At 57.4% G+C, this 24,221-nt stretch carries 25 protein-coding genes and 5 tRNA genes; 9 read left to right on the top strand and 21 right to left on the bottom strand.

What is annotated here, in order from left to right; genetic code table 11:
• Nucleotides 1-44 precede the first annotated feature (44 nt).
• The 18 genes from PYR66_05270 to mltB all read right to left on the bottom strand — a co-directional run bounded on the left by PYR66_05270 (nucleotide 45) and on the right by mltB (nucleotide 13,143).
• The gene (locus tag PYR66_05270; protein WEF29139.1) at nucleotides 45-473 is read right to left on the bottom strand and encodes a DedA family protein; all 429 of its coding nucleotides are present in this window, start codon (nucleotides 471-473) and stop codon (nucleotides 45-47) included.
• Nucleotides 470-1,036: a fructose-1-phosphate/6-phosphogluconate phosphatase gene (gene yqaB / locus PYR66_05265; protein ID WEF29138.1), complete on the bottom strand. Its 567-nt coding sequence runs from the start codon at nucleotides 1,034-1,036 to the stop codon at nucleotides 470-472. Before yqaB ends, PYR66_05270 begins: the two co-directional genes overlap by 4 nt.
• A 125-nt stretch (nucleotides 1,037-1,161) precedes the next feature.
• Nucleotides 1,162-1,476 (bottom strand): BON domain-containing protein, encoded by a 315-nt coding sequence (locus PYR66_05260; GenBank protein WEF29137.1) that lies wholly within the window; start codon nucleotides 1,474-1,476, stop codon nucleotides 1,162-1,164.
• A gap of 295 nt (nucleotides 1,477-1,771) precedes the next feature.
• Nucleotides 1,772-1,848: transfer RNA gene (locus PYR66_05255), tRNA-Arg, on the bottom strand.
• Between the two features lie 47 nt (nucleotides 1,849-1,895).
• Nucleotides 1,896-1,972 (bottom strand) — tRNA-Arg (locus tag PYR66_05250).
• A gap of 178 nt (nucleotides 1,973-2,150) precedes the next feature.
• A tRNA-Arg gene (locus PYR66_05245) sits at nucleotides 2,151-2,227 on the bottom strand.
• A 194-nt stretch (nucleotides 2,228-2,421) separates the two neighbouring features.
• Nucleotides 2,422-2,498: transfer RNA gene (locus PYR66_05240), tRNA-Arg, on the bottom strand.
• 4 nt (nucleotides 2,499-2,502) lie between these two features.
• Nucleotides 2,503-2,595: transfer RNA gene (locus PYR66_05235), tRNA-Ser, on the bottom strand.
• A 338-nt stretch (nucleotides 2,596-2,933) separates the two neighbouring features.
• Nucleotides 2,934-3,119 (bottom strand): carbon storage regulator CsrA, encoded by a 186-nt coding sequence (csrA, locus tag PYR66_05230; GenBank protein ID WEF29136.1) that lies wholly within the window; start codon nucleotides 3,117-3,119, stop codon nucleotides 2,934-2,936.
• Nucleotides 3,120-3,357: 238 nt separating this feature from the next.
• Nucleotides 3,358-5,985 (bottom strand): alanine--tRNA ligase, encoded by a 2,628-nt coding sequence (alaS, locus tag PYR66_05225; protein WEF29135.1) that lies wholly within the window; start codon nucleotides 5,983-5,985, stop codon nucleotides 3,358-3,360.
• A 251-nt stretch (nucleotides 5,986-6,236) separates the two neighbouring features.
• Complete coding sequence (gene recX, locus PYR66_05220) at nucleotides 6,237-6,737, bottom strand: recombination regulator RecX (GenBank protein WEF29134.1); 501 nt, start codon at nucleotides 6,735-6,737, stop codon at nucleotides 6,237-6,239.
• 70 nt (nucleotides 6,738-6,807) lie between these two features.
• A complete protein-coding gene (gene recA, locus PYR66_05215; GenBank protein ID WEF29133.1) occupies nucleotides 6,808-7,866 on the bottom strand; it encodes a recombinase RecA in 1,059 nt (352 codons plus the stop codon).
• A gap of 89 nt (nucleotides 7,867-7,955) precedes the next feature.
• On the bottom strand, nucleotides 7,956-8,453 hold the full coding sequence (pncC, locus tag PYR66_05210) for a nicotinamide-nucleotide amidase (protein ID WEF29132.1): 498 nt from the start codon (nucleotides 8,451-8,453) through the stop codon (nucleotides 7,956-7,958).
• A 138-nt stretch (nucleotides 8,454-8,591) separates the two neighbouring features.
• The gene (locus PYR66_05205; GenBank protein ID WEF30359.1) at nucleotides 8,592-9,470 is read right to left on the bottom strand and encodes a metal ABC transporter substrate-binding protein; all 879 of its coding nucleotides are present in this window, start codon (nucleotides 9,468-9,470) and stop codon (nucleotides 8,592-8,594) included.
• 7 nt (nucleotides 9,471-9,477) lie between these two features.
• The gene (locus PYR66_05200) at nucleotides 9,478-10,341 is read right to left on the bottom strand and encodes a metal ABC transporter permease (GenBank protein WEF29131.1); all 864 of its coding nucleotides are present in this window, start codon (nucleotides 10,339-10,341) and stop codon (nucleotides 9,478-9,480) included.
• Nucleotides 10,338-11,048 (bottom strand): ATP-binding cassette domain-containing protein, encoded by a 711-nt coding sequence (locus PYR66_05195; GenBank protein ID WEF29130.1) that lies wholly within the window; start codon nucleotides 11,046-11,048, stop codon nucleotides 10,338-10,340. The genes PYR66_05200 and PYR66_05195 overlap by 4 nt, the downstream gene beginning before the upstream one ends.
• A 681-nt stretch (nucleotides 11,049-11,729) precedes the next feature.
• A complete protein-coding gene (locus PYR66_05190) occupies nucleotides 11,730-11,957 on the bottom strand; it encodes a hypothetical protein (protein WEF29129.1) in 228 nt (75 codons plus the stop codon).
• A gap of 106 nt (nucleotides 11,958-12,063) precedes the next feature.
• Nucleotides 12,064-13,143 (bottom strand): lytic murein transglycosylase B, encoded by a 1,080-nt coding sequence (gene mltB, locus PYR66_05185; GenBank protein WEF29128.1) that lies wholly within the window; start codon nucleotides 13,141-13,143, stop codon nucleotides 12,064-12,066.
• Nucleotides 13,144-13,419: 276 nt separating this feature from the next.
• Between mltB and PYR66_05180 the strand changes: the two genes are divergently transcribed.
• From PYR66_05180 to gutQ, 7 genes are all read left to right on the top strand, one after another.
• Nucleotides 13,420-13,983, top strand: a complete 564-nt coding sequence (locus PYR66_05180; GenBank protein ID WEF29127.1) for a PTS glucitol/sorbitol transporter subunit IIC — start codon at nucleotides 13,420-13,422, stop codon at nucleotides 13,981-13,983.
• Nucleotides 13,980-14,951 carry a PTS glucitol/sorbitol transporter subunit IIB gene (locus PYR66_05175; GenBank protein WEF29126.1) on the top strand — a complete coding sequence of 324 codons (972 nt, stop codon included), beginning with the start codon at nucleotides 13,980-13,982 and terminating at the stop codon, nucleotides 14,949-14,951. The genes PYR66_05180 and PYR66_05175 overlap by 4 nt, the downstream gene beginning before the upstream one ends.
• Before the next feature lie 13 nt (nucleotides 14,952-14,964).
• Nucleotides 14,965-15,327, top strand: a complete 363-nt coding sequence (gene srlB / locus PYR66_05170) for a PTS glucitol/sorbitol transporter subunit IIA (GenBank protein WEF29125.1) — start codon at nucleotides 14,965-14,967, stop codon at nucleotides 15,325-15,327.
• Nucleotides 15,328-15,339: 12 nt separating this feature from the next.
• Nucleotides 15,340-16,119: a sorbitol-6-phosphate dehydrogenase gene (gene srlD, locus PYR66_05165; protein ID WEF29124.1), complete on the top strand. Its 780-nt coding sequence runs from the start codon at nucleotides 15,340-15,342 to the stop codon at nucleotides 16,117-16,119.
• 80 nt (nucleotides 16,120-16,199) lie between these two features.
• Complete coding sequence (gene gutM / locus PYR66_05160) at nucleotides 16,200-16,559, top strand: transcriptional regulator GutM (protein ID WEF29123.1); 360 nt, start codon at nucleotides 16,200-16,202, stop codon at nucleotides 16,557-16,559.
• A gap of 67 nt (nucleotides 16,560-16,626) precedes the next feature.
• Nucleotides 16,627-17,400, top strand: coding sequence for a DNA-binding transcriptional repressor (locus PYR66_05155; protein ID WEF29122.1), 774 nt, complete (start codon nucleotides 16,627-16,629; stop codon nucleotides 17,398-17,400).
• Complete coding sequence (gene gutQ / locus PYR66_05150; protein ID WEF29121.1) at nucleotides 17,393-18,358, top strand: arabinose-5-phosphate isomerase GutQ; 966 nt, start codon at nucleotides 17,393-17,395, stop codon at nucleotides 18,356-18,358. Before PYR66_05155 ends, gutQ begins: the two co-directional genes overlap by 8 nt.
• Here gutQ and norR read toward each other — a convergent pair.
• Nucleotides 18,321-19,877 carry a nitric oxide reductase transcriptional regulator NorR gene (norR, locus tag PYR66_05145; protein WEF29120.1) on the bottom strand — a complete coding sequence of 519 codons (1,557 nt, stop codon included), beginning with the start codon at nucleotides 19,875-19,877 and terminating at the stop codon, nucleotides 18,321-18,323. The two genes, gutQ and norR, sit on opposite strands and share 38 nt — an antisense overlap.
• Nucleotides 19,878-20,064: 187 nt before the next feature.
• On the opposite strand from norR, the gene norV reads away from it, so the two are divergent.
• Both norV and norW read left to right on the top strand, forming a co-directional pair.
• Nucleotides 20,065-21,513, top strand: a complete 1,449-nt coding sequence (gene norV, locus PYR66_05140; protein ID WEF29119.1) for an anaerobic nitric oxide reductase flavorubredoxin — start codon at nucleotides 20,065-20,067, stop codon at nucleotides 21,511-21,513.
• Entirely contained in the window at nucleotides 21,510-22,643 is a 1,134-nt protein-coding gene (norW, locus tag PYR66_05135) for an NADH:flavorubredoxin reductase NorW (protein ID WEF29118.1), read from the top strand. Before norV ends, norW begins: the two co-directional genes overlap by 4 nt.
• On the opposite strand, the gene PYR66_05130 is transcribed toward norW, so the two are convergent.
• Together PYR66_05130 and PYR66_05125 are read right to left on the bottom strand one after the other, a co-directional pair.
• Nucleotides 22,624-22,959 (bottom strand): hypothetical protein, encoded by a 336-nt coding sequence (locus PYR66_05130; protein WEF29117.1) that lies wholly within the window; start codon nucleotides 22,957-22,959, stop codon nucleotides 22,624-22,626. The genes norW and PYR66_05130 overlap by 20 nt on opposite strands.
• A gap of 226 nt (nucleotides 22,960-23,185) precedes the next feature.
• Complete coding sequence (locus PYR66_05125) at nucleotides 23,186-24,220, bottom strand: HoxN/HupN/NixA family nickel/cobalt transporter (protein ID WEF29116.1); 1,035 nt, start codon at nucleotides 24,218-24,220, stop codon at nucleotides 23,186-23,188.
• Nucleotide 24,221: the final 1 nt, after the last annotated feature.

Below are 24,221 nucleotides of genomic sequence, written 5' to 3'. Positions count from 1 at the left end.
TCGTTTGAATTAGCATAATTGTAATGGTTGAACAATCAGTCCAATTAGTGCCACCACGTCATGCCCTGAAGCGTTGCCGCCGCAATGACGATATAGCGCAACGCCTTACCAAGACATAAGAAAAAAAGCACTGGTCCCCAGGAAATGCGCATCCATCCCGCCAGTAAACACAGCAAATCGCCTATAACAGGCGCCCAGCTCAATAATAATGTCACCGCACCATAGCGTTTTAGCCAGCCGGCCGCCCTCTCCTGCCAGCGTGATGTCTTACGCAGCGGAAACAGGCGCCCCAGAATAACGTTAGTTACCCCTCCAAGGCTATTGCCGATTGTTGCTATTAATACCAGCATCCACGGTTGACTGACCCCCGTAAGAAGCATAGCAACCATCACCACCTCTGAGTTGCCGGGAAGCAAGGTGGCGCTTAAAAAGCTGCTGGCAAAAAGCGACAGGAGCGACAGCGAGTCGCTCACAGCAAACGCACGTCCACGACATCCATTCCCGCGCGTTTCGCCGCCTGCAGACCGAAGTCGGCATCTTCGAAGACCACGCATCGCTCCGGTGCGACGCCCATGCGTTCCGCGCATAGCAGGAAGGTATCAGGCGCCGGTTTGTGGTGCGCCACATGATCGGCGGCTATCACCGCGGAGAAGTAATGACGCAGGCCAAGATGTGCCAGCAACGCTTCGGCAACGGCGCTTTCGCTACCGGTGCCGACCGACATCGGGCGACGGCCATGCCACGCTTTGACCACCTCAATGAGCGGTAACGGGCGTACGCTATCCAGCAACATCGCTTTAACGGCGGCGGTTTTTTCCTGCGCCAGACGATGCGGATCTAAATCAGCCTGATTCAGCTCGATAATCGCCTGGGCAATACGCCAGGTGGGAGAACCGTTGAGCGCAACCATGGCCTGCTCATCGAAACGCATACCGTAACGGCCCAATACTTCGTGCCATGCCTTACGATGCGTCGGCTCGGTATCGAGGATGGTGCCATCCATATCGAAAATCAGTCCTGCGTAACGTTCGTACATCGTGTTCTCACCAACCGAATAAGGAAACGTTACTTTATCGCAAAAGGCGGGTTTTGTCGCGGGGGCGCCAGAGACAGCAAAGGCGCCTACAGGCGCCTTATTCGATGGGGGCATCGTCAATCGTTTTATTTGACTCGCAAGTCGTTCTCAACCACGCGTACGCCCTGCACGCGACGGGTGACTTCTACCGCGCGTTGAGCGCTTTCTGCAGACGATACGAAACCGCTCAGCTGCACGCGGCCTTTAAAGGTCTGAACGCTGATTTCAGTGGATTTAATATCTTTGTCGTTAAACAGCGCGCTTTTTACCTTGGTAGTCACCACGGTATCGTCAATGTAACCACCGGTGCTCTCTTTGGTGGACGATCCGGCGCATCCCGCCAGAGAGACGGCGACCAGAAGCGTTGCGCAAAAGGCAGGTATTGCTTTGAACCATTTCATTGATTTCTCTCCTTGCATTCATCACACCCGGTTCAGGTAGATATACAGGGATAAATTATAGTGGAAAGAGCGACTTGCCAATAAGAAATGTGTTGATTATCGAGGAGCTGGGATGCGTTGTTTTAGTCAGGATGCTAATGGGGAGTTTTGCTGGGGGGAATATGGTGCATCCGGGAGGATGACTCGGCTGCGCCTCGCCCTACGGGCCGTTGCTTACGCAACGTTATCCTCCCTGGTGCGGCGATAATTTCGCAGACCATAAAAACAGGCAGTATTGCTGTTATTAAGGAGAATATGGTGCATCCGGGAGGATTCGAACCTCCGACCGCTCGGTTCGTAGCCGAGTACTCTATCCAGCTGAGCTACGGATGCATCGGAATAACTAGTTTACTACAGAATTCATCTGAATCAGGTAAGAATGGTGCATCCGGGAGGATTCGAACCTCCGACCGCTCGGTTCGTAGCCGAGTACTCTATCCAGCTGAGCTACGGATGCATCGGAATAACTAGTTTACTACAGAATTCATCTGAATCGGGCAAGAATGGTGCATCCGGGAGGATGACTCGTCTACGCCTCGCCCTACGGGCCGTTGCTTACGCAACGTTATCCTCCCTAGTGCGGCGATAATTTCGCAGACCATGTAACAACGATAGTGCTGTTACTAAGGAGAATATGGTGCATCCGGGAGGATTCGAACCTCCGACCGCTCGGTTCGTAGCCGAGTACTCTATCCAGCTGAGCTACGGATGCATCGGGAAACTTGCTTTACTACGCGTCAGTGTCACAACTAACACATGCCACACTGAGTATGATAGAGTAATCGGTAGAGTGACTCGATTACGCCTCGCACTGCGGGCCGCTGCTTTTGCAACGTTATCCTCCCTGGTGCTGGCGAAAATTTCGCAGACCGTGTAACAACGATAGTGCTGTTACTAAGGAGAATATGGTGCATCCGGGAGGATTCGAACCTCCGACCGCTCGGTTCGTAGCCGAGTACTCTATCCAGCTGAGCTACGGATGCAAAATGGCGGTGAGGCGGGGATTCGAACCCCGGATGCAGCTTTTGACCGCATACTCCCTTAGCAGGGGAGCGCCTTCAGCCTCTCGGCCACCTCACCACACAACACGCCTCTTACGAGTGCTTCGGAGAACTTGTTTCTGCTCTTCGTCGCTGCGATGGCGCACATATTACTTTCTGAGACTTATAAGTCAAACAATTTTTCGAACGCTTTTTCTGTTTGCACACTTCACGCGCAATTAGCCTGCAAAAACGGCAAAAAGAGTATTTTATCAACAGGAAATCGCCCTTTACGGCCAACCCAAAGCGACAAAGAAAAGAGGCCTACGACGAATAAAAACAAAGGAGACACGGCGACAAAAGGAGAAACAGAAGAGAAAAAGAGAAAAAACGACCACCGGGGGGATGCGCCTCACAATGTAGCGAGGCGCGGAAAGCTTAGTAACTGGACTGCTGGGATTTTTCAGCCTGGATACGCTGGTAGATTTCTTCACGATGTACAGAGACTTCTTTAGGGGCGTTGACGCCAATACGTACCTGGTTACCCTTAACCCCTAAAACTGTCACAGTGACCTCATCTCCAATCATGAGGGTCTCACCAACTCGACGAGTCAGAATCAGCATTCTTTGCTCCTTGAAAGATTAAAAGAGTCGGGTCTCTCGCATCCCGGCATTATCCATCATATAACGCCAAAAAGTAAGCGATGACAAACACCTCACGGCGTAAGCAGTCACGGCATCACATTCTGTTAAACCTAAGTTTAGCCGATATACACAACTTCAACCCGACTTTATCGTTATCAGTGCTTATGACGCAAGGTGCCGTAATCAAAGGATTACGGAACCTATACGTTTATAGTTATTACAGTTTTGCGCTTACCCAGCCTTTCACACTGGCTAATGCTGCAGGGAGAGCGGACGCATCGGTACCACCGGCTTGCGCCATATCCGGACGACCGCCCCCTTTACCGCCCACCTGTTGGGCGACCATACCAACTAGCTCCCCTGCTTTCACGCGATCTGTCACGTCCTTAGACACACCGGCAATCAGAGAAACCTTACCATCCGCTACCGTAGCTAATACAACGACTGTCGAACCGAGCTGGTTCTTCAGATCATCAACCATGGTACGCAGCATTTTCGGCTCAACGCCGGCCAGCTCGCTGACCAGCAGCTTAACGCCGTTAATTTCTTCCGCTTTACTGGAGAGGTTTGCGCTCTCCTGTGCCGCAGCCTGCTCTTTCAGCTGCTGCAGCTCTTTTTCCAACTGGCGGGTACGTTCAAGCGTCGCGCGAATTTTATCGCCGATGCTGTGGCTATCACCCTTCAGCAGCTGCGCGATATCACCGAGCTGATCGCTCTGCGCATGCAGGCTGGCTATCGCCCCTTCGCCGGTTACCGCTTCAATACGGCGCACGCCTGCGGCGGTACCGGATTCAGAGGTAATACGGAACAGACCGATATCACCGGTACGCGCCGCGTGAGTCCCACCGCACAGCTCAGTGGAGAAATCACCCATCCGCAGCACGCGAACGCGATCGTCATATTTCTCGCCGAACAGCGCCATCGCGCCGGATTCGCGGGCGGCATCAATATCCATAATATTGGTTTCGATAGCCAGGTTACGACGGATCTGCGCATTCACCAGATCCTCTACCGCGCGAATTTCTTCCGGCTTCATTGCTTCGAAATGCGAGAAGTCAAAGCGCAGCGCTTTGTCGTTAACCAAAGAGCCTTTCTGCGCCACGTGAGTGCCGAGAACCTGGCGCAGCGCCGCGTGCATCAGGTGCGTCGCGGAGTGGTTCAGACGGATACGCTGGCGGCGAGCCTGATCGACATCGGCCTGCACCGCATCGCCCACTTTCAGGGAGCCGCTGGCGACTTTACCGACATGACCAATTGCCTGGCCGTATTTCTGCGTGTCGCTGACAGCGAAGGAGAAGCCCTCGCCTTTCAGTTCACCTTTATCGCCGACCTGTCCGCCGGACTCCGCATAGAACGGGGTCTGATCGAGAATCACAACCGCATCCTGGCCTGCGCTTACGCTATCAACCGCTTTACCGTCAATGAACAGCGCCGTGACTTTGCCGTTCAGTTCCAGATGATCGTAGCCTTTAAATTCCGATGCGCCGTCAACGCGAATCATCGCGTTATAGTCAGCGCCGAAACCGCTGGATTCGCGCGCGCGACGGCGCTGCTCTTCCATCGCAGCTTCAAAGCCGGCTTCGTCGACCTTGATGTTGCGTTCGCGGCACACGTCCGCGGTCAGGTCGACCGGGAAGCCGTAAGTGTCATACAGACGGAAAGCGGTTTCGCCGTCCAGCGTGTCACCTTTGAGCTTCGACAGTTCGTCGTCCAGTAGCGCCAGTCCGCGCTCCAGGGTACGAGCAAACTGCTCTTCTTCCGTTTTCAGCACCTGCTCAACCTGAGCCTGCTGCTGTTTCAGTTCTTCACCCGCAGAACCCATGACGTCGATCAGCGGAGCAACCAGTTTCCAGAAGAAAGTGTCTTTAGCGCCCAGCATGTTGCCATGACGAATCGCGCGACGAATGATGCGACGCAGCACGTAGCCGCGGTTTTCATTCGATGGGATCACGCCGTCGGCGATCAAGAACGCGCAGGAACGAATATGGTCAGCGATAACGCGCAGCGACTTGTTAGTCAGATCGGTCGCGCCGGTGACTTGCGCTACGCTGGCAATCAGGTTGCGGAACAGGTCGATGTCATAGTTGGAGTTAACGTGCTGCAGTACCGCGGCAATACGCTCCAGACCCATACCGGTGTCGACAGACGGCTTCGGCAGCGGTTCCATGGTACCGTCAGCCTGACGGTTGAACTGCATGAAGACGATGTTCCAGATCTCAATGTAACGGTCGCCGTCTTCTTCCGGCGTTCCCGGAGGGCCGCCCCAGATGTGGTCGCCATGGTCAAAGAAGATTTCGGTGCACGGACCGCACGGGCCAGTATCACCCATCTGCCAGAAGTTATCAGAAGCAAACGGCGCGCCTTTGTTGTCGCCGATGCGGATAATACGCTCGCGCGGAACGCCGACTTCATTCGCCCAGATGTCGAAAGCTTCGTCATCGGTCTCGTAAACGGTAACCCACAGCTTTTCTTTCGGCAGCGCGAACCAGTTTTCGCCGGTCAGCAGTTCCCATGCGTATTTGATGGCATCCTGCTTGAAATAATCGCCGAAGCTGAAGTTGCCCAGCATTTCGAAGAAGGTGTGGTGGCGCGCGGTGTAACCGACGTTTTCCAGATCGTTGTGTTTACCACCCGCACGCACGCAACGCTGCGCGGTAGTCGCGCGCGAATAATTACGTTTATCGAGGCCAAGGAAAACATCCTTGAACTGGTTCATCCCGGCATTGGTAAACAGCAGGGTCGGATCGTTGTGCGGCACCAGGGAGCTGCTGGCAACTACCTGATGTCCCTTACTATGGAAAAAGTCGAGAAACGCCTGACGGATCTCAGCGGTGCTCTTGCTCATAATTATCCTGAAATCAAGCTACACGTCATCCTTCAAGTCGCCTCTGTCCTGGCTGCGCTTGCTCTCCCGGTCGCGAACTCATGTGCATTCCAGAAGATGTTCTCTCTTGCCGCCTTGATGCAGCTTGAATGATTTTGTGTATAAGGAATAATCGCCCTGGACGCTGATTGTGCAGTCACAACCAGCGGCCTGACGGAATAAAGTGGGAATAAGATAAGTTTTCTTTAAAGGGAAGTAAAATCCCCGATGAGTCAATCTGCAAAATTTCGCCAGATTTCCTGGATATCTTCCATCAGATAGCCACGGTACAGCAAAAATCGCTGGATTTTCACTTTCTCAGCAAAGGCGGAAGGTAATGGTTCGCCGTATTTACGCTGCGCCTGTTCTTTGGCAAGCAATGCCCAATCTATTTCGCACTCGCGCATCGCGCTTTCGATGTCGCTGCGGCCGATACCTTTTTGGTTCAGTTCCTGGCGGATGCGCGCCGGGCCATAACCCTTGCGGCTGCGGCTGGCAATAAACTGGCGAACAAAACGCTGGTCATCGAGATAGCGGTTTTCAATGCACCAACCGATAACCTGTTCGAGCTCTTCCGCCGTCACGTCCAGCGTTTCAGGGCCGTTCTTACTCATTACCGGCGCCGCCAGCTTGCGCCGCAGCTCCTGTTCGCTATGGTCGCGCATCGCCAGAATGCGGATCGCCCGATCCAACAAACGCGCATAACCGGAACGGCGTGGTGAAGTTTCAGTCACAAGCACCTCGATAATCTAAGAAAAGCAAAAGGGCTGCATAAGCAGCCCTTCGTGAGTCTTGTCGACAATATCAGAAATCTTGTTCAGTTTCTTCTGCGTCGTTGCCGTCAACCGCGAAGTCCGGAGTGGTGTCCTGGTTGTTGAGCAGCAGTTCACGAACTTTCTTCTCAATCTCTTTCGCCGCTGCCGGGTTCTCTTTCAGCCAGGAAATAGCGTTCGCTTTACCCTGACCAATCTTGTCGCCGTTATAGCTATACCAGGCGCCCGCTTTCTCAATCAGCTTCTCTTTCACGCCGAGGTCAACCAGCTCGCCGAAGAAGTTGATGCCTTCGCCGTAGAGGATCTGGAACTCAGCCTGTTTAAACGGCGCAGCGATTTTGTTTTTCACCACTTTCACGCGGGTTTCGCTGCCGACGACGTTGTCGCCCTCTTTCACCGCGCCGATACGGCGAATATCCAGACGTACAGAGGCGTAGAACTTCAGCGCGTTACCACCGGTGGTGGTTTCCGGGTTACCGAACATCACACCAATTTTCATACGGATCTGGTTGATGAAGATCAGCAGCGTGTTGGACTGCTTCAGGTTACCCGCCAGCTTACGCATCGCCTGGCTCATCATACGCGCCGCGAGGCCCATATGAGAGTCGCCGATTTCGCCTTCGATTTCCGCTTTCGGCGTCAGCGCCGCAACGGAGTCGACGACGATAACGTCTACCGCGCCGGAACGCGCCAGCGCGTCACAGATTTCCAGCGCCTGTTCGCCGGTATCCGGCTGGGAGCACAGCAGGTTGTCGATATCAACGCCCAGTTTACGCGCATAAACAGGATCTAACGCGTGTTCCGCATCGATAAACGCACAGGTTTTTCCTTCACGCTGCGCCGCGGCGATAACCTGCAGCGTCAGGGTCGTTTTACCCGATGATTCCGGCCCGTAAATTTCAACGATACGGCCCATTGGCAGACCGCCTGCGCCCAGCGCGATATCCAGAGAAAGCGAACCGGTGGAGATGGTTTCTACGTCCATGGAACGGTCTTCACCCAGGCGCATGATGGAGCCTTTACCGAATTGCTTTTCGATCTGGCCCAGTGCTGCCGCCAACGCTTTCTGTTTGTTTTCGTCGATCGCCATTGTAACTCCCGTCATGCGAGGTGAAGCGCATTCGCTTCGCCGTTAATATTTGTTCAGTTGAGGCAATTATACTGTATGGTCATACAGTATCAAGTGTTTTGTAGAAATTGTTGCCAAAGCAGATTCAGCGCATATGCCGTCGCCTGACGACGCACCGCGTCACGGTCTCCGGCAAAGCATTCCCGGCGGGTCACGCCCTGTCCGCTGGCGCAGGCGACGCCGAACCACACGGTGCCGACGGGTTTCTCCGCGCTGCCGCCATCCGGCCCGGCAATGCCGCTGACCGATACCGCATAAGTGGCGCGGGCCGCGCGCAGCGCGCCAATCGCCATCTCAATAACCACCGGTTCGCTCACCGCGCCGTTATCCAGCAATGTGGCTTCGCTAACGCCGACCATTTGTGATTTCGCTTCGTTGCTATAGGTGACGAAGCTACGCTCAAACCATGCCGAGCTGCCGGAGATATCGGTCAGCACTTTGGCAATCCAACCGCCGGTGCAGGACTCCGCGGTGGTGACCGTCGCGCCCTGCGCCTTCAGCGCCAGCCCAACCTGTTCGCTGAGCTGCATTAATTCTGAATCCGTCATTTTCGCCCCGCTTAAGCCAGATAAAGAGGCCATCAAAGATAGCACTTTCCGCAGAGATATGGGGACGAGGTGGTGATTTTACGAGGGGGGATCCAAAAATGGGGTGTCCCGCAGCGACCGGGACGCCCCTGGCAACCATTACTTCATGCTGTTGGCAATCAGCTCAACGTTATGGCGTAACATTTTCACGTAGCTATCGGCCACGCCGCCCGGTTGCGACAGCGCCTCCGGATACAGTTCTCCGCCCGGCTGCGCGCCCGTCGCGCTGGCGATTTGCCGCACCAGCCGCGGGTCGAGCTGGTTTTCCATAAACCAGGTATGGACGCCATCCGCTTTAATTTGCTTAATCAGCGCCGCCACCTGCGCTGCGCTGGCTTCGCTCTCCGACGAGAGCCCCTGCGGCGCGAGGAAAGTCACATGATAAGCGCGGCCAAAATAGCCGAAAGCGTCATGGCTGGTCAGCACTTTACGTTTCGCCAGCGGGATCGCGCTGAACTGCGCTTTCGCCCAGCCGTCGATTTCCGTTAGCTGGCTGATATAGCGCTGACCGCTGCTCTGGAGCGCCGCTTTATCTTCCGGATCGGCTTTCACCAGGCCATCAAGGATATTCTGCGCATACCGCGCGCCGTTAGCGGCGCTATTCCAGGCGTGCGGATCGGTCACCGTTTTACCGTCTTCCTCAAGGGTATGCGTCTTAACGCCTTGCGACGCCACCACCAATTCGCCCTTAAAGCCGGACGCTTTTATCAGGCGGTCCAGCCATCCTTCCAGGCCTAGCCCATTGACCACCACCACGTCCGCTTTGCTGAGCAGCGCGCTATCCTTCGGTGAAGGTTCAAAAGTATGCGGATCGCCATCCGGCCCAACCAGCGTGTCGACATGGACATGCTCGCCGCCAACCTGCTGCGCCATATCGCCCAGCACCGAAAAACTGCTCACCACATTCAGCGTTTTCGCCATCGCGCCCTGCGCCATCAACCCCAATGCCAGCGCCACCACTATTGCCCTACGTTTCATCATTTCCTTACCCCATCAATTTGCGCCAGCCGACCACCAGCCGGCTGCGCGTGCCAAAAAACACCGAAATAAAAAACAGCGCGCTGGCGGTCAGCACGATAGCGGGCCCGGCGGGTAAATTAATCGCCCACGAAAGGCTCAATCCCATCCAGGCGCAGAACGCGCCGATTACCGCCGCCAGCAGCAGAATCCCCGGCAGCGTCTGCGCCCAGCAGCGCGCCGCCACCGCGGGCAGCATCATCAACCCCACCGCCATTAACGTGCCGAGGACCTGGAATCCCGCCACCAGGTTCAGCACCAGCAGCGCGAGAAACAGCCCGTGCAGCAGCGCCGGCAGACGTCGATCGTTGACCTGCAGCCAGGCGCTATCAAACGCCTCGCTCACCAGCCCGCGATAAAACAGCGCAATGCACAACAACGTCAGACTCGCCACGCCGGTGACGAAGAACGCAGCGTCGCTATCCACCGCCAGAATCGAGCCAAAGAGCAGATGCAGGAGATCGACGCTGGAGCCGCGCAGCGAGACCAACGTGACGCCGAGCGCCAGCGAACCGAGGTAAAACCCGGCAAAACTGGCGTCCTCTTTCAATGGCGTTCGCCGACTAACCCATCCGGCCACCAACGCTACCGCGATCCCGGCAATAAACCCGCCGACGCTCATCGCCAGCAGCGACATACCGTTAAGGAGATAACCCGCCGCTACGCCCGGCAGAATGGCGTGCGACAACGCGTCGCCCATCAGGCTCATCCGTCGCAGCAGCAGCAAAACGCCCAGCATGGTGGTGCTCAACGACAGCGCGAAGCACACCACCAGCGCCCGGCGCATAAAGCCAAATTCAATGAAAGGCTGGAAAAAGGTATGCCAGATCATGCCAGCCTCGCGGTGTTGAACGCGGGAAGCACGTTTTGGGTCTCTCCCCAACGCGCGTGCTGCGGTTCGAGCAGCAACGTCTCAGGAAAGAAATCGGCTACGCACTGGTTATCGTGCAGCACCGCCAGAATCGTTTGTCCCTGTTGGCTCATTTCGACGATCAACGCCATCAGCTCGCGGCTGGTTGCCTCATCAACGCCGGTAAACGGTTCGTCCAGCATCACCAGTGGCGCCTGTTGTACCAGCACCCTGGCAAACAACATGCGCTGAAACTGGCCGCCGGAAAGCGCTTCAATCGGCGTTTTGGCCATCGCGCTGAGTCCGACCCGCTCCAGAGCCGCTTCAATGCGCCGACGGACATCGCCGCGAAGCCCGCGCAGCAACGAGACCCGCGGCCAGGCGCCCTGGCTAACGACATCGCGCACCAGCAGAGGAAACTGCGATTCGAGAGCATGGCGCTGCGCCAGCCAGCCAACGATAGGCCGCCCCTCGCGCCAGTTCAGTCGGCCGCTCACCGGCGGAATAAACCCGGCGAGCGTTTTCAGCAACGTCGATTTACCACAGCCGTTTAGCCCAATAATCGCCGTCAGACTTCCCGCAGTAATCACGCCGCTAATCGACGGCGTAATTGCCATACCTTCATACCCGGCAACCAGGTGATCCAACTCAATCATGGCAGCGCCACCGCCCACCAGGTGGCCAACCACAGCGCTGCCAGCAGCACGCAGGCGATTGCTGCGCGCGCCGCGCCGGATGCCATAAAAACCGATGCAAACATATCCCACTCCATAAAATGTTATAACATAACAATATGGGATTCAGGAAAGAATGTAAATCAGCGTCAGTAAGTGGAAATGTAACAAAGGTCAACAGGAGGAATGTGGACTGGAAACTTCCCCGGTCGCGCTACGCTTACCGGGGCTACAAATGGCACCAAAACGGTAGCCCGGATAAGCGCAGCGCCATCCGGGAAGACCGGCGCACGAAATCAGTAGCCCGGATAAGCGCAGCGCCATCCGGGGAGACCGGCACACGAAATCAGTAGCCCGGATAAGCGCAGCGCCATCCGGGAAGACCGGCGCACGAAATCAGTAGCCCGGATACGCGCAACGTCACCCGGGGAGACCAGCACACGAAATCAGTAGCCCGGATAAGCACAGCGCCATCCGGGGAGACCGGCGCACGAAATCAGTAGCCCGAATAAGCGCAGCGCCATCCGGGAAGACCGGCGCACGAAATCAGTAGCCCGGATAAGCGCAGCGCCATCCGGGAAGACCGGCGCACAAAAACGGTAGCCCGGATAAGCGCAGCGTCACCCGGGGAGACCGGCGCACGAAATCAGTCGCCCGGATAAACGCAGCGCCATCCGGGGAGACCGGCGCACGAAATCAGTAGCCCGGATACGCGCAGTGCCATCCGGGAAGACCGGCGCACGAAATCAGTAGCCCGGATAAGCGCAGCGCCATCCGGGGAAACCGGCGCACGAAATCAGTCGCCCGGATAAGCGCTGCGCCATCCGGGAAGACCGGCGCACCAAAACGGTAGCCCGGATAAACGCAGCGCCATCCGGGAAGACCGGCGCACGAAATCAGTAGCCCGGATAAGCGCAGCGCCATCCGGGGAAGTCTGGGGCACGAAACCGGTAGGCCTGGATAAGGCGACAACCGCCATCCGGCCGTTCATCGGCAAACTCCCCGTCAGGGAGCTTGTCGAAAGGAAGGATCAGTAACCGCCGCGGGCCTGAGAGACCGCCAGCCCCAGCTGCCAGACCGCCATGGCGTAGTGGGTGCTGTGGTTGTAGCGGGTGATGGTGTAGAAGTTCGGCAGACCATACCAGTACTGGTATTCGGTGCCGATATCCAGCCGCAGCAGGCTGGCTTGCTGGTAATTGCCCAACGACTGCGTCGGGGTTAAGCCCGCCGCCGACAATTGCGAAATGCTGTATTTGGTTTTAAAGCCGTTATCCAGACCCGGCGCCTGGCCCAGCGCCTGCACCGCCACGGTATCGCCGCTCACCCAGCCGTGTTGTTTGAAATAGTTCGCCACGCTGCCGATGGCATCCACCGGATCCCACAGATTGATATGACCATCGCCGTTGAAATCCACCGCATATTGCTTATACGACGACGGCATGAACTGGCCGTAGCCCATCGCGCCGGCAAAGGAACCTTTCAGATCCAGCGGGTCATCGCTTTCGCTACGCGCCATCAGCAGGAAGGTTTCCAGTTCGGAAGAGAAGTATTCAGCGCGGCGCGGATAGTTAAACGACAGGGTCGCCAGCGCATCAAGAATGCGGGTCTTACCCATCACCCGGCCCCAGCGAGTTTCAACGCCGATAATGCCGACAATGATTTCCGGCGGCACGCCGTAAACCTGATAAGCACGGTTCAGAGCATCCTGATACTGATTCCAGAAGACCACGCCGTTCTGCACGTTATCCGGGGTAATAAACTGTTTCTTATAGCGCAGCCAGGCGCCGTTCGGCCCGGTCGGCGGCAGCCCGCTCGGCGCCTGACGATCCATCAGACGCAGAACATAATCCAGCCGCTTCGCCTGTGACAGGATCTCCTGGAGCTGCTGTCTATCGAAACCATGCTTCGCCACCATCTTATCGATGAACTGCGCCGCCGCTGGATTATTAGCGAAATCACCGCCCATTTGCATCACGTTATGCTGAGGCTCCAGCAAAAAGCCGCCGGTTCCACTCGCCATCTCCGTTTCCGCGGGGGTCTTAGGTTTGCTGCTGCAGGCAGCGAGAAGTGCACATAAAGGGAGTAAAGCCAGATAGCGACGCTTCAACATGGGAATTCCATTTAACAAAATCGGCAAAGGGTAATTATGGTAAAGCATGCGCCCGCCAACAAGGAAGCGGCAATACATTTGCAGACAAAATAGTCCTTTTTTTGCGCGATCGCGCCCGGCGTTTCATGTGCCAAAGTTTTCACTCACCGCCTACAAACTTTCAAAATAAAATATTTATCTTTCATTTTGCGATCTAATTAACACTTTAAAAGCTTTCAAAGTGATTAAAATCAGCCTCAACTTAGCAAGAAAAATAACACGCTGAAGGAGAGAACAATGATTGAAGTCGTTACCCACGGCGCTGAGTGGTTCATCGGCCTGTTTCAGAAAGGCGGCGAGGTATTTACCGGGATGGTGACCGGGATCCTGCCCCTGCTGATCAGCCTGCTGGTGATCATGAATGCGTTGATCAACTTTATCGGCCAGCAGCGCATCGAGAAGCTGGCGCAACGCTGCGCCGGTAACCCGCTCACCCGCTACCTGCTGTTACCCTGCATCGGCACTTTCGTCTTCTGTAACCCGATGACCTTAAGTCTCGGTCGCTTTATGCCGGAGAAATACAAACCGAGCTACTACGCGGCGGCCTCCTATAGCTGTCACTCGATGAACGGGCTATTCCCACACATCAACCCCGGCGAGCTGTTTGTGTATCTCGGCATCGCCAACGGCTTGACCACCCTTGGCCTGCCGCTCGGCCCGCTGGCGGTGAGCTATCTGCTGGTCGGCCTGGTAACAAACTTCTTCCGCGGCTGGGTGACCGACCTGACCACCTCTATTTTCGAGAGAAAAATGGCTATTCAGCTTGAACAGAAAGTCCAACTGTCAGGAGCGACATCATGACCCGTATTCGTATTGAAAAAGGCGCCAGCGGCTGGGGCGGCCCGCTTGAGCTCGACGTCGTAGACGGCAAAAAGATTGTCTATATCACCGCAGGCACCCGTCCGGCGATCGTCGATAAGCTGGTCAGCCTGACCGGCTGGCAGGCGGTTGATGGATTTAAAGAAGGCGAACCGGCAGAAAGCGACATCGGCATCGCGATTATCGACTGCGGCGGCACCCTGCGCTGCGGTATCTACCCAAAGCGCCGCATCCCGACCATCAACATTCACGCCACCGGCAAATCCGGGCCGCTGGCGCAGTACATCGTCGAGGATATTTACGTCTCGGGGGTTAAGGAAGAGAACATTCATCTGCTGACGGCTAGCGGCGAAGCGGCGCCACCGCCTGCTCCCGCCACGGGACGCGACTATGACGCCAGCAAGAAAATCACCGAACAGAGCGATGGTCTGCTGGCTAAGGTGGGGATGGGTATGGGATCGGTGGTGGCGGTGCTGTTTCAGGCCGGACGCGACACCATTGATACGGTGCTGAAAACCATCCTGCCGTTTATGGCCTTCGTCTCGGCGCTGATCGGCATCATCATGGCCTCCGGTATCGGCGACTGGATCGCCCACGGTCTGGCGCCGCTCGCCAGCCACCCGCTGGGGCTGGTAACGCTGGCGCTGATCTGCTCTTTCCCGCTGCTGTCGCCGTTCCTCGGCCCCGGCGCGGTGATAGCCCAGGTCATCGGCGTGCTGATCGGCGTACAAATCGGCCTTGGCAACATTCCGCCGCATCTGGCCTTGCCAGCACTGTTTGCGATTAACGCTCAGGCCGCCTGCGACTTTATTCCCGTCGGCCTCTCACTTGCCGAAGCCCGCCAGGAGACCGTGCGCGTTGGCGTGCCGTCGGTACTGGTCAGCCGCTTCCTGACTGGCGCACCAACCGTGCTGATCGCCTGGTTCGTTTCCGGATTTATTTACCAATAAGAGGTGCCTGAAGATGACCGTCATTTACCACACCACCATCACCCGTATCGGCGCCTGCGCGGCGACGGCGCTGGAAGAACAGATGCTTATCACCTTCCGTGAAGGGGCCCCGGCCGATATTGAAGAGTACTGCTTTATTCACAATCACGGCGAGCTCTGCGGCACGCTACGGCCGGGCGCGGAACTGCAACTCGGCGAGCTGTGCTACCCGGTGACCGCCGTCGGCGAGGTCGCCGAGCAAAACCTGCGCGAGCTGGGCCATATCACCCTGCGCTTCGACGGCCACCGTGAAGCGGAATTCCCCGGGACTGTCCACGTGGCAGGCCCGGTACCGGACGCCATTGCGACCGGCTGCGTACTGAAATTTGTTGCTTAGAAGGAGAGGAAGATGAATCAGGTTGCTGTTGTCATTGGTGGCGGACAAACCTTAGGAGAGTTTCTGTGCCGCGGGTTAGCCGCCGAGGGCTATCGCGTGGCGGTGGTCGATATTCAAAGCGAAAAAGCCAGCCGCGTGGCCCAGGACATTAACGCCGAATATGGCGAAGGCACGGCGTATGGCTTCGGCGCCGACGCCACCAGCGAGGCCAGCGTCACGGCGCTCGCCCACGGCGTGGATGAGATTTTCTCACGCGTTGACCTTCTGGTGTACAGCGCCGGTATCGCCAAAGCCGCGTTTATTAGCGACTTCGCGCTGGGCGATTTTGACCGCTCGCTGCAGGTGAACCTGGTCGGCTACTTCCTGTGCGCCCGCGAGTTCTCGCGGCTGATGATCCGTGATGGCATTAAAGGACGCATCATTCAAATCAACTCGAAATCCGGCAAAGTGGGCAGCAAGCACAACTCCGGCTATAGCGCGGCGAAGTTCGGCGGCGTCGGGCTGACGCAGTCGCTGGCGCTGGACCTCGCGGAATACGGCATTACCGTGCATTCGCTGATGCTCGGCAACCTGCTGAAATCACCGATGTTCCAGTCGCTGCTGCCGCAGTACGCGACCAAGCTCGGCATTAATGAGAACGACGTGGAGCAATATTACATCGACAAAGTGCCGCTCAAGCGCGGCTGCGATTATCAGGATGTACTGAACGTCTTGATGTTTTACGCCAGCCCGCAAGCGTCGTACTGCACGGGTCAGTCGATTAACGTCACTGGTGGGCAAGTGATGTTTTAAAGGGTTCCCGGATGGGCTGCGCTTATCCGGGCTACAAAACCAGCATCCCATACCGACCATCCCCCTTTAAGGAGACACCTATGGTTACCGCATTAATCACCGTCGCGGCTATCGCCTGGCTGACTCAGTTGGCTTTCGGCGGCTGGCAAATTCGCCGCTTCAATCGTGCTTTCGATAACCTGTGCCAACACGGCCGCGTCGGCGTCGGCCGCTCCTCCGGACGCTTTAAACCGCGCGCCATCGTCGCCATTGCCATCGATGAAGACAATCGCATTTGCGATACGTTGCTGATGAAAGGCCTCACCGTGTTCGCCGTCCCGCAAAAAATCCCCGCGCTTACCGGTAAACATCTTGAGGAATTGCAGCCTGATGTGATCTTTCCCCATGATCCGCTCTGTCAGAATGCTCTATCATTAGCGCTTAATCCGAAATATGTATAATTTCGTTGTGAAAGTTAATATCTTGCGAAATTATCACTTCGAAACTTAAACGCAGGATACAACGCTTATGAAACCACGTCAGCGCCAGGCAGCCATTCTCGAGCACCTGCAATCGCAGGGGAAATGCTCGGTTGAAGAACTGGCGCAACACTTCGACACCACCGGCACCACGATCCGCAAGGACCTGGTGATTCTGGAAAACGCCGGGACCGTCATCCGCACTTACGGCGGCGTGGTGTTAAATAAAGACGAGGCCGACCCGCCGATCGACCATAAAACGCTGATCAACACCCATAAGAAAGTGCAGATTGCCGAAGCCGCCGTGCGCTATATCCACGATGGCGATTCAATCATCCTCGACGCCGGCAGCACCGTACTGCAGATGGTGCCGCTGCTGAGCCGCTTCAATAACATCACGGTGATGACCAACAGCCTGCACATCGTCAACGCCCTTTCCGAACTGGATAACGAGCAAACCATCCTGATGCCGGGCGGCACCTTCCGCAAAAAATCAGCCTCCTTCCACGGCCAACTGGCGGAAAACGCCTTCGAACAGTTCAGCTTCGACAAACTATTTATGGGCACCGACGGCATTGACCTGGTGGCGGGTGTCACCACCTTTAACGAGGTGTATACCGTCAGCAAGGCAATGTGCAACGCCGCCCGCGAAGTGATCCTGATGGCCGACTCATCGAAGTTTGGCCGTAAAAGTCCCAATATTGTCTGCGGCCTTGAGCGCGTGGATAAGTTGATTACCGATGCCGATATTGACCCTGAATTCCAGCGGGCGCTGGAAGCCAAAGGCATTGAAGTCATTATTACTGGAGAACATCATGAGTAACTTTCTGTTAGAAGCCGGACGCCAGACCCTGATGCTTGAGCTGCAGGAGGCGAGCCGCCTGCCGGAACGCCTGGGCGACGACTTCATCCGCGCGGCGGAAACCATCATCCACTGCGAGGGTAAACTGATCGTCTCCGGTATTGGTAAATCAGGCCACATCGGTAAAAAACTGGCGGCGACCTTCGCCAGCACCGGTACCCCAGCCTTTTTCGTGCACCCGGCGGAGGCGCTGCACGGCGATCTCGGCATGCTCGACAGCCGCGACGTGATGCTGTTTATCTCCTATTCCGGCAGCGCCAAAGAGCTGGACCTTATCGTGCCGCGGCTGGAAGAAAAAGCGATTCCGCTGCTGGCGATGACCGGCAAGTCCACCTCGCCGCTGGCGCTGGCGGCAAAAGCGGTGCTGGATATCGCCGTTGAGCGCGAGGCCTGCCCAATGCACCTTGCGCCTACCTCCAGCACCGTCAATACGCTGATGCTCGGCGACGCGCTGGCGATGGCGGTCATGCAGGCCCGCGGCTTTAACGAAGAAGATTTTGCCCGTTCGCACCCGGCGGGCGCCCTCGGCGCGCGTCTGCTTAACAAAGTGCATCATCTGATGCGTCGCGACGAAGAAGTGCCGCGCGTCGACGCCGACGCCAACGTGATGGACGCCATGCTGGAGCTGAGCCGTACCGGTCTCGGCCTGGTGGCGGTTTGCGATGACGCCAATCGCGTGCAGGGCGTCTTCACCGACGGCGACCTGCGCCGCTGGCTGGTGGGCGGCGGCACGCTGAACGATGGCGTCAGTCAGGCAATGACCCGCAACGGCGTCACCCTGCAGTCGGAAAGCCGTGCCGTGGAAGCCAAAGAGCGGCTGATGAAGCATAAAATCAGTGCCGCGCCGGTCGTCGATGAAAACGGCCTGCTGGTCGGCGCGATCAACCTGCAGAATTTTTATCAGGCGGGGATTCTTTAAGCCCCAGACGTTTCGCCAACCGGTGCAGGTTGGCGACATCCAGTTCCAGCGCGCGGGCGGTCGCCGCCCAGTTGCGCTGGTTATCCGCCAACGCGCGGGCAATTGCTTCGCGCTGGAAAGATTCCGTGGCTTCACGCAGATTAAAACTGCCCGCCATCGGCGCGCTCAACGGCGCCGCCAGCTCATTCGACAACGTCGGCGCGGCGACCGCAAACTGGAAATGCTGCGGCTCCAGCACCACTTCATCGCCAGCCTGCGTCGCCCGTGCCAGCACCACTGCCCGGTGAATGGCATGCTCCAGTTCGCGCACGTTGCCCGGCCAGGACCACTGTTGCAGTCTGCCGCTCGCCGCTTCGCCTAACACCACCCGCGCCAGCCCCATCCGCAAACGGCACTGCTCGCAAAAATAGCCCGCCAGCAGCACCGCGTCGTTTTGCCGATCGCGTAGCGCCGGGACCGACAGCGGAAAAACGCTCAGCCGATGGTACAAGTCGGCGCGGAACCGCCCTTCCACCACTTCCTGGCGCAGATCGCGGTTAGTGGCCGCCAGTACCCGCACATCAACCCGCAGGCTACGGTCATCGCCGACACGCTGAATATCGCCATACTGCAGCACACGCAGCAGTTTCGCCTGCAGCGCCAGCGACAGTTCACCGATTTCATCAAGGAACAGCGTGCCGTTATCGGCCATCTCAAATTTACCGCTACGGTTACTGATAGCCCCGGTAAATGCCCCTTTCACGTGGCCGAACAGTTCGCTCTCCGCCACGCTTTCCGGCAGCGCCGCGCAGTTGAGGTACACCAGCGGGTTGGCCGCTCGCGGCGACCCCTGATGCACCGCCTTCGCCACCAGCTCTTTCCCGGTGCCCGTTTCGCCGCTGATTAACACGTTTAAGTCCGATGCGGCGACGATATCGATCTCTTTTTTCAGCTGCAGCATCGGCGCTGACAGACCGATGATCTCCTGACGCTCCGGCAGCGCGTAACTCACCGTCTGTTCCGGCAACACGTTTTGCGTCTCAAGACGGGCGATTAATAGCGCATTGTTCAGCGCCCCGGCCACCAGCGCGGCAATCAGTCGCAGCTCTTCATCGCTGAAGCTATCAAAACGGTCGGCATCCATGCCATCGAGAGTCAGCGCGCCAATCAGCGTTTGCCCGGCAAACAGCGGCAGGCCAACGCAGGCATGAACCTTGAGACTCTCCTGGCCGGGGATCAGGCCGTCATAGGGGTCGGGCAGATCGCTGTCCGCCGGAAAGCGCACCACATCACCAGCGCGGGCGATAGCCTCCAGCCGCGGATGTCCTTCCAGCGCAAAACGCCGCCCAAGTACATCCTGCGCCAGACCATCAATCGCCAGCGGCACAAACTGATGCGCGTCATAACGCAGCAGCGCGGAAGCATCGCAACCGAGGATCTGCCGCAGGGTGGTAATCAGACGCGAAAAACGGTCGGCGTGACCAATATCGCTTTGTAAATCAATGGCGATTCTCGCCAGTGCTTCTACGGAAAAACTCATTGCCGCTCCGTTGTCATTTTGACAATACATATTGTCATTTAGACTATTTTAACCATTGTCATTTTGACAGCAACCAAAATAACAAAAAATTTAAAATACATATAAATCAATTAATTAAAAAGTTGGCACGCATCTTGATATAAGCCAATCAACTTACTTTGAACACACTGTATTAATTGAGGTTGCTATGTCTATTCTGGTTAAAAATAACATTCTTTGGGTTGGCCAACGCGATTGGGAAGTCCGTGATTTCCACGGCACCGAATATAAAACGCTGCGCGGCAGCAGCTATAACAGCTACCTCATCCGTGAAGAAAAAAATGTGCTGATCGATACCGTCGATCATAAATTCAGCCGCGAGTTCGTGCAAAACCTGCGCAGCGAAATCGACCTCGCCGATCTCGACTATATCGTCATTAACCACGCCGAAGAGGATCATGCCGGTGCGCTGACCGAACTGATGATGCAGATCCCGGATACGCCGATTTACTGCACCGCCAACGCCATTGACTCGATCAACGGCCACCACCACCACCCGGAGTGGAACTTCCACGTGGTGAAAACCGGCGACACCCTGGACATCGGTAACGGCAAACAACTGATCTTCGTTGAGACGCCGATGCTACACTGGCCTGACAGCATGATGACCTACATGACCGGCGACGCGGTGCTGTTCAGCAACGACGCCTTCGGCCAGCACTACTGCGACGAGCACCTGTTTAACGACGAAGTTGACCAGATTGAATTGTACGAACAGTGCCAGCGCTATTACGCCAACATCCTGACGCCATTCAGCCGCCTGGTGACGCCGAAAATCACCGAGATCCTCGGCTTCAACCTGCCGGTGGATATGATTGCCACCTCCCACGGCGTGGTATGGCGCGACAACCCGACGCAAATTGTTGAGAAATACCTCGAGTGGGCGGCGGACTATCAGGAAGATCGCATCACCCTCTTCTACGACACCATGTCCAACAACACCCGCATGATGGCGGACGCCATCGCGCAGGGGATCACCGACATCGACCCGCGCGTGGCGGTGAAAATCTTTAACGTCGCCCGCAGCGACAAAAACGAAATCCTGACCAACGTCTTCCGCTCAAAAGGCGTACTGGTCGGCACCTCCACCATGAACAACGTGATGATGCCGAAAATCGCCGGACTGGTGGAAGAGATGACCGGGCTGCGTTTTCGTAATAAACGCGCCAGCGCTTTCGGTTCCCACGGCTGGAGCGGCGGCGCGGTAGACCGCTTGTCCACTCGCCTGCAGGATGCCGGTTTTGAAATGTCCCTGAGCCTGAAAGCCAAATGGCGCCCGGATATCGACGCGCTGGAACTGTGCCGCGAACACGGTCGCGAAATCGCCCGCCAATGGGCGCTCTCGCCGCTGCCAGTCGCTGAAGCGACCGCAACGCCGGAACAACAGGACTGCGCCTGCGCCGCCGCCGCGGCCGCTGACCTGGGCCCAATGATGCAGTGCAGCGTTTGCCAGTGGGTCTATGACCCGGCGAAAGGCGAACCTAATCAGGACGTGCAACCGGGTACGCCGTGGAGCGATGTGCCGGATAATTTCCTCTGCCCTGAGTGTTCTCTTGGCAAAGATGTCTTTGACGTACTGGCGACGGAGGCAAAATGAGTGATGGCATCGTCATCATCGGCTCGGGCTTCGCGGCCCGACAGCTGGTGAAAAATATTCGTAAGCAGGATGCGCATATCCCGCTGACGTTAATCGCCGCCGATAGCATGGATGAGTACAACAAACCGGATCTCAGCCACGTGATCAGCCGCGGACAGAGCGCCGACGATCTGACCCTGCAAACCGCAGGCGAGTTCGCCGAGCAGTACAATCTGCGCCTGTTCCCGCACACCTGGGTGAGCGATATCGACGCCGAAAACCAGCTGGTGAAGAGTCTGGATAACCAGTGGCGCTACGACAAACTGGTGCTGGCCACCGGCGCCACACCATTTATCCCGCCGGTACCGGGACGCGAGCTGATGCTGACCCTCAACAGCCAGCGTGAATACGGCGCGGCGCAGAGTCAGCTACACGACGCAAAGCGCGTGCTGATTGTCGGCGGCGGTCTGATTGGCTGCGAGCTGGCGATGGATTTCTGCCGCGCCGGCAAAGCGGTGACGGTGGTCGATAACTCCGCCAGTGTGCTATCGGCGCTGATGCCGCCGGAGGCCAGCAGCCGCCTGCAGCATCGCCTCACCGATATGGGCGTGCATCTGATGCTGAAAACGCAGTTGGAAGGGCTGGAGCAAACCGTCGACGGTATTCGCGTCAGCCTTGATCGTCAGCGCGTGATAACCGTGGATGCGGTGGTGGCCGCCGCCGGTCTGCGCCCGGAAACATCGCTGGCGCGCCACGCTGGCCTGCAGATTAACCGCGGCGTGGTGGTGAATAACCAGCTGCAAACCAGCCATCCGGCGATTTACGCCCTCGGCGACTGTGCCGAAATCAACGGCATGGTGCTGCCATTCCTGCAGCCGATTTTACTGAGCGCGATGTGCTTGAGTAAAAACCTGCTGGCGCAGTCAGGCGAACTCAAGCTGCCGCCGATGTTAGTGAAAGTGAAGACCCCGGACCTGCCGCTGCATCTGGCTGGCGATACCCGCCGCGACGATCTGACGTGGAGTATCGTGGCGGCCAAAGAGGGTCTGGTGGCGAAAGGGATGGATGCCGGGAACCAGTTGCGCGCCTTTGTGGTGAGCGAAGACAAGATGAAAGAAGCCTTTGCGCTGCTCAAGCAACTGGTGAGTTGATTGTTCTCCCGGCTCGCGCTGCGCTTAGCCGGGCTACAGGGTCGTCCTGGTACCCCGCCGGGAAATGTTCAACCTGGCACGCCAGCGGTAGTTGAGCGCCGACGGCCCGTAGCCCGGCTGAGGCGTTTACGCCGCTAGCCGGGGAAATGTTCAACCCGGCGCGCCAGCGTAGTTGAGCGCCGACGGCCCGTAGCCCGGCTGAGGCGTTTACGCCGCTAGCCGGGGAAATGTTCAACCCGGCGCGCCAGCGTAGTTGAGCGCCGACGGCCCGTAGCCCGGCTGAGGCGTTTACGCCGCTAGCCGGGGAAATGTTCAACCTGGCACGCCAGCGGTAGCTGAGCGCCGACGACCCGTAACCCGGCTGAGGTGTTTATGCCGCTAACCGGGGAAATGTTCAACCCGGCGCGCCAGCGGTAGTTGAGCGCCGACGACCCGTAGCCCGGCTGAGGCGTTTACGCCGCTAACCGGGGAAATGTTCAACCCGGCGCGCCAGCGGTAGTTGAGCGCCGACGACCCGTAGCCCGGCTGAGGCGTTTACGCCGCTAGCCGGGGAAATGCTCAACCTGACACGCCAGCTTATCGTAGCCGCGCCAGCGGTAGTTGAGCACCGACAGCGCCCAGCAGGCGACGAACAGCCCCACCACCACAAACCCGGCATCGCCGAGATTATCGTTTAACGCCGCCACCCAGCGCCATACCCCGCCGCTGAGCGCAAGTTTATCCATCAACAGCCCCAGCGCTTCCAGCCCGCCGATAAACAACGCCACCACCACCGACGTGCCGGTAATGGTCATGTTGTAATAGAGCTTGCGCTGCGGCTTGCTGAACGCCCAACCGTAGGCGCCGACCATCAGCACATTATCAAGGGTATCAACCAATGCCATACCGCTGGCGAACAGCGCCGGGAAAACCATAATCGACCAGATGGAAATTCCGCTTGAGGCGCCAGCGGCGGAAATCCCCAGCACGCCGATTTCGGTCGCGGTATCAAAACCAAGACCAAACAAAAAGCCGACCAGGTACATCTGCCAGCTGTGGTTAATCAGCCGGAAGGTTTTACCAAACAACCAGCTCATCATGCCGCCGCTGCGGATAACCTCATCACTCGCTTTTTCACCACGCTTCCACGCCTGAAAGCTGCTCCAGACGCTACGCAAAATCACCAGGTTGACCAGCGCCATCGCCAGCAGGAACAACGCCGACACCGCAGTGCCGATAACGCTGCCGGTATCATGGAACCAGCTCATCTGCTGGCTGAAGGCGGTCGCCGTCGCGGCAATCGCCGCCGACGCCAGCACCACAATCGACGAATGGCCGAGCGAGAACCACGCGCCGACGCCAAAGGGGCGTCTCCCTTGCTGCATCATTTTACGGGTCACGTTATCGATGGCCGCAATATGATCGGCATCAACCGCGTGGCGCAAGCCGTAACCCCAGGCCAACAGGCTGGCGGCCATTAACGCGCTGCTGTCGCCAAAAACCTGAAACGCCCACGCCCATGCCAGCGCGTTCGCGGCGATAAGCCCCAGTACCAGCGCCGCCGCACGCGGCTGCTGACGTAAAATATTCATCATCATC

The sequence above is a fragment of the Klebsiella aerogenes genome (genome assembly GCA_029027985.1).
Classification (GTDB): Bacteria; Pseudomonadota; Gammaproteobacteria; order Enterobacterales; family Enterobacteriaceae; genus Klebsiella; species Klebsiella aerogenes_A.
This window is presented reverse-complemented; position numbering and strand designations above follow the sequence as displayed.